The organism is Shewanella sp. K8 (assembly GCF_028823715.1).
GTDB lineage: Bacteria > Pseudomonadota > Gammaproteobacteria > Enterobacterales > Shewanellaceae > Shewanella > Shewanella algae.
This window is the reverse complement of sequence record NZ_JAPEHY010000073.1, coordinates 1-4,091: the sequence shown is the minus strand read 5'-3', so window position 1 is coordinate 4,091 and position 4,091 is coordinate 1. Positions and strand designations below refer to the sequence as shown.

At 47.7% G+C, this 4,091-nt stretch carries 4 protein-coding genes; 1 reads left to right on the top strand and 3 read right to left on the bottom strand.

The window, feature by feature from the left end; genetic code table 11:
- Positions 1-691 precede the first annotated feature (691 nt).
- The 3 genes from ON072_RS20850 to ON072_RS20840 all read right to left on the bottom strand — a co-directional run bounded on the left by ON072_RS20850 (position 692) and on the right by ON072_RS20840 (position 2,391).
- On the bottom strand, positions 692-895 hold the full coding sequence (locus ON072_RS20850) for a DUF2061 domain-containing protein (protein WP_107006279.1): 204 nt from the start codon (positions 893-895) through the stop codon (positions 692-694).
- A gap of 132 nt (positions 896-1,027) precedes the next feature.
- Positions 1,028-1,930, bottom strand: a complete 903-nt coding sequence (locus tag ON072_RS20845) for a 1,4-dihydroxy-2-naphthoyl-CoA synthase (protein WP_028780956.1) — start codon at positions 1,928-1,930, stop codon at positions 1,028-1,030.
- A gap of 110 nt (positions 1,931-2,040) precedes the next feature.
- Positions 2,041-2,391: a hypothetical protein gene (locus tag ON072_RS20840; protein WP_025889692.1), complete on the bottom strand. Its 351-nt coding sequence runs from the start codon at positions 2,389-2,391 to the stop codon at positions 2,041-2,043.
- Positions 2,392-2,478: 87 nt separating this feature from the next.
- Between ON072_RS20840 and ccoG the strand changes: the two genes are divergently transcribed.
- A complete protein-coding gene (gene ccoG, locus ON072_RS20835) occupies positions 2,479-3,906 on the top strand; it encodes a cytochrome c oxidase accessory protein CcoG (RefSeq protein ID WP_025011738.1) in 1,428 nt (475 codons plus the stop codon).
- Positions 3,907-4,091 lie beyond the last annotated feature (185 nt).

The following is a 4,091-nucleotide window of genomic DNA, read 5'->3' as shown; positions in this document are numbered from 1 at the left end:
GGGAAAAAAAACACCTTCTATGAGTGGGCATGTAAACAAGTGGCTTTTCGATAAATAATATATAGAGAATTTAGAATCAAGAGTGAGCGTGATCATTCTACCTTGTTGTCCGATGCTAGCGTGAAGTGTTCGAGCAGGCGAATTGCTCGCGCCTACGCACAATGGTCTGCTCTCGATGAGGTATCTCGAGGTGCAACAAGTGGTGGTGACGTTGCTACCCCTATTGGCACTGATGCCTTACAGAGCAGGAGAGCTCCAGCTCTACCCGCAGCAGGCTTTGGGCCAGCCTAGTGAGAAAGTAATCAAGGGTTGATTTTCCGTTGCTCCCGTTACATCAGCTTATGACTCAGCAACGGTTGTTACTGCTCTTCACAACTTATCTCCTGCTATCCGGTTTAGTGCTGTATGGCCACTCCTTTTTTGAACAACCGTCAGGTGAATGCCATCCCCACACAGGCGATTCACGTGTTGTTCTGTAGCTGAGGGTTAGGTGTGATTTCAATAGCCTGGTCTATGATGATTTCACTACATCGGACAATATTGAGCAGTTACACACAGTTATGATGATACTTTATTTATAGATGTCAGGCTGACAGCACAATAGGATCAATGGGTTAGTTAAACATAAATGATGATACTTTATTTTCATCCCACACCTGAAAGTGTTGCCATTAATCGCCTGAGTGTATGCTCAGGCGATTAATTGTGTCAGCCGCTGCTGCTTTTTTGCTTCGTATCTCTTCCAGACTTTTTCGTGGAAGTAGAAAACAACTGTGTTGATGCTGGGTTCTACCAGGGCCACGGCACCACCTATAAGTACACTGCCAGTAAGCAGATAAGTGATGGTAAAGGCTACGCTGAAGTGCAGTATGGCAAAGGTCATTGTCTTAATCATGGCGGTTCTCCTCTCTCGATAATTTAATGATAATAATTCTTATTAACAATTGAAAGAGGGTTTAACAGATTAATTTGACCGTTTTTATCTATTAAAAAGGCCGCCTATGCAGCCTTTAATCGTCTAAGACTATCAGTAATGCCAAGGGAAGCTGGAAAAGTCCTGATCGCGTTTTTCAAGAAACGCGTCTCGACCTTCCTGGGCCTCGGCTGTGCCATAGGCCAAACGGGTCGCTTCACCGGCAAATAGTTGCTGGCCAACCAAACCATCATCAGGCAGGTTAAAGCCATATTTGAGCATGCGCATTGCGGTTGGGGACTTGGAATTGATCTCCTTGGCCCAGCGCAGAGCTTCGGTTTCAAGTTCTGCATGAGGAACTGAACGGTTAACCATGCCCATGGCAAAGGCTTCATCGGCACTGTAGTTAAAGCCACAGAAAAATATTTCTCTTGCCCGCTTCTGACCTATCATCTTCGCCAGATAAGCACTGCCATAGCCAGAATCAAAGCTGGCTACATCCGGGTCTGTCTGTTTGAAAACGGCATGTTCTTTCGATGCCAGTGTCAGATCGCACACCACGTGCAGGCTGTGACCGCCACCGACCGCCCAACCGGGAACAACGGCTATGACGACCTTGGGCATAAAGCGGATCAAGCGCTGCACTTCGAGAATATGCAGGCGGCCCATGCGAGCCAAATCGGCCTTGCCGGCTTCCTCACCTTCATATTTGTAGCCGTCCTTGCCGCGAATACGCTGATCGCCACCGGAGGAGAAGGAATATTGCCCTTTGGCCGATGGACCATTGCCCGTTAACAGCACACAACCTACATCAGACCATTGCCGGGCGTGATCCAGAGCTATGTAAAGTTCATCAACCGTCTTGGGACGAAAAGCGTTTAGGCAGTCGGGGCGGTTAATGGCAATTCGCACCGTACCTTGAGATTTGGCTCTGTGGTAAGTGATGTCTTCAAAAGCGAACCCGGCAACCTCTTCCCACAATTCAGGTTCAAAAGTATCGGAAACAAAAGATGTCATAACAAACAGCCCCTATATTGATAATGGCTCAAAGGCTAGGTGGATTGGCATGGGAGGTCAATGATTTCAGGTGCGGGTTTTGCGACCGTCGACAAAACCCGCGGCTTTACTCAGAGGTTATCGCAGATGAACAGCAGATTATCTTTGTTGAAAACAGGATGAGATATGACATTGCCGCGACAATACTCATCCTTGAAGTCCATCAGGGTATCTGGTGTGGTCAGTATGTTGTCCAGCTCTTGTAGCTCTGAAGCTGACAAACGCTCGGCAATATCTGCCTTGAGGCGGGCCTTTTTCTGATCGAGGCGAATGATCTGCGTGCCCGTCATGGCATCCAGCTTGCGTTCAATTTTCTTTACTAATGCTTCGGTTTGGGCAATGGGCTCATCGAGTTTATCCGTCTGAGTGACCAGGTAATAAAGCACTCCGGCCAATATTGCCAAAATAATCCAGCCTTTCATCATTTAGTCCAACTAAGGTTAATAACCCTTGTGTTACAAGGTATAATACGCCAGTTTTTATACAATAAGCAGTAAAAGGCTGTAAAGATGAGTGAAGAGTCGAGCAATAAGGATTATTCGAAAGCCAATCGAATCAAGATTCACCAGCCTGATGCGAGTAAAGCAGACCGCTTTAATCCTCGCAATCGAATTTACGTTCGTGCGGTTGATGGTCTATGGAGTACGTTAAGGCGGCGTATGGGATGGATAGCCATGCTGTTTTTCCTCATTTTACCTTGGCTTCCATGGGGGGATAGGCAGGCAGTCTGGTTTAACCTGGCGGAGCAGAAGTTTCATGTATTTGGCCTGACTATCTGGCCTCAGGATCTGACGTTGCTGGCGGCCTTGTTTATGATTGCCGCCTTTGCACTGTTTTTTGTCACTACCTACCTGGGAAGGGTCTGGTGCGGGTACACCTGCCCGCAGACAGTGTGGACCTTCATCTTTATCTGGTTTGAAGAAAAGCTCGAAGGGGCACGCAACAAAAGGATGAAGTTGGATCAGATGCCCTGGAGTTTTGACAAACTCTGGCGCAAAACGGCCAAGCATACTGCCTGGTTGCTGATCTCCCTGCTGACGGCCATGACATTTGTGTCTTACTTTGTGCCCTCCAGAGAAGTATACCTCGAGGTGTTTACCTTACAGGCCAGTGGCGCCGTGTACTTCTGGGTCATTCTCTTCACTCTGGCAACCTATGGTAATGCCGGCTGGATGCGGGAAATCATGTGTATTCACATGTGCCCCTATGCACGTTTCCAGGCGGCCATGTTCGATAAGAACACTTATATTGTTGGCTATGACACCAAGCGTGGTGAAACTCGCGGCCCCCGTTCCCGCAAGGCAGATCCCAAAGCTCTGGGGCTGGGCGACTGTATCGATTGCGATCTCTGTGTTCAGGTCTGTCCAACAGGGATTGATATCCGTAATGGCCTGCAGTACGAATGTATCAACTGCGGCGCCTGTATCGATGCTTGCGACTCCACCATGGAACGTATGGGATATGCCAAAGGCCTTATCAGTTACACCACGGAAAACAAACTGGAAGGGATCAAGGAAAAAGTACTACGTCCCAAGCTGGTGGGCTATGGTGTTGTGCTTACCGCGATGATTTTGGTGTTTATCTACGCCAGTGCCAATATCGCCCCTGTACGCATTGATATCATTCGTGACCGGAATCAGCTCTATACCGAGAATACTCAGGGGATGACAGAGAATACCTTCACTTTGAAGATATTGAACAAAACAGAAACGGCCCACGAGTACCAGATGCACATTGATGGGTTAAACAACTATAAGTGGTATGGCCCACAAACAGTGCAAATTGCGGCCGGTGAAGTATTGACGCTGCCAATCAGTGTGGCGGTCGACCCTGTGGAGCTGAAACGTCCTATTACCAAGATAGACTTTATTGTCACTACCGAAGTCGATGGTGAAGCGGTTGAAGCCAAACAGGAGTCCCGTTTCTTCGGGCCTTAAGCTTTAAGAAACGATTCAAGATAGATAGAAAGGGGCGCGAGCCCCTTTTTTCATCAAAAAAGATCGCTTTTTTGGTCATTTGGTTGCTTTTGTGAGCGAACGATAAATTAATCCTGTTTTTCTAAGATTTAGCCCTTGCACAAAAGTTTTGGCTCCCTATAATGCGCTCCCACTGACACGGCACA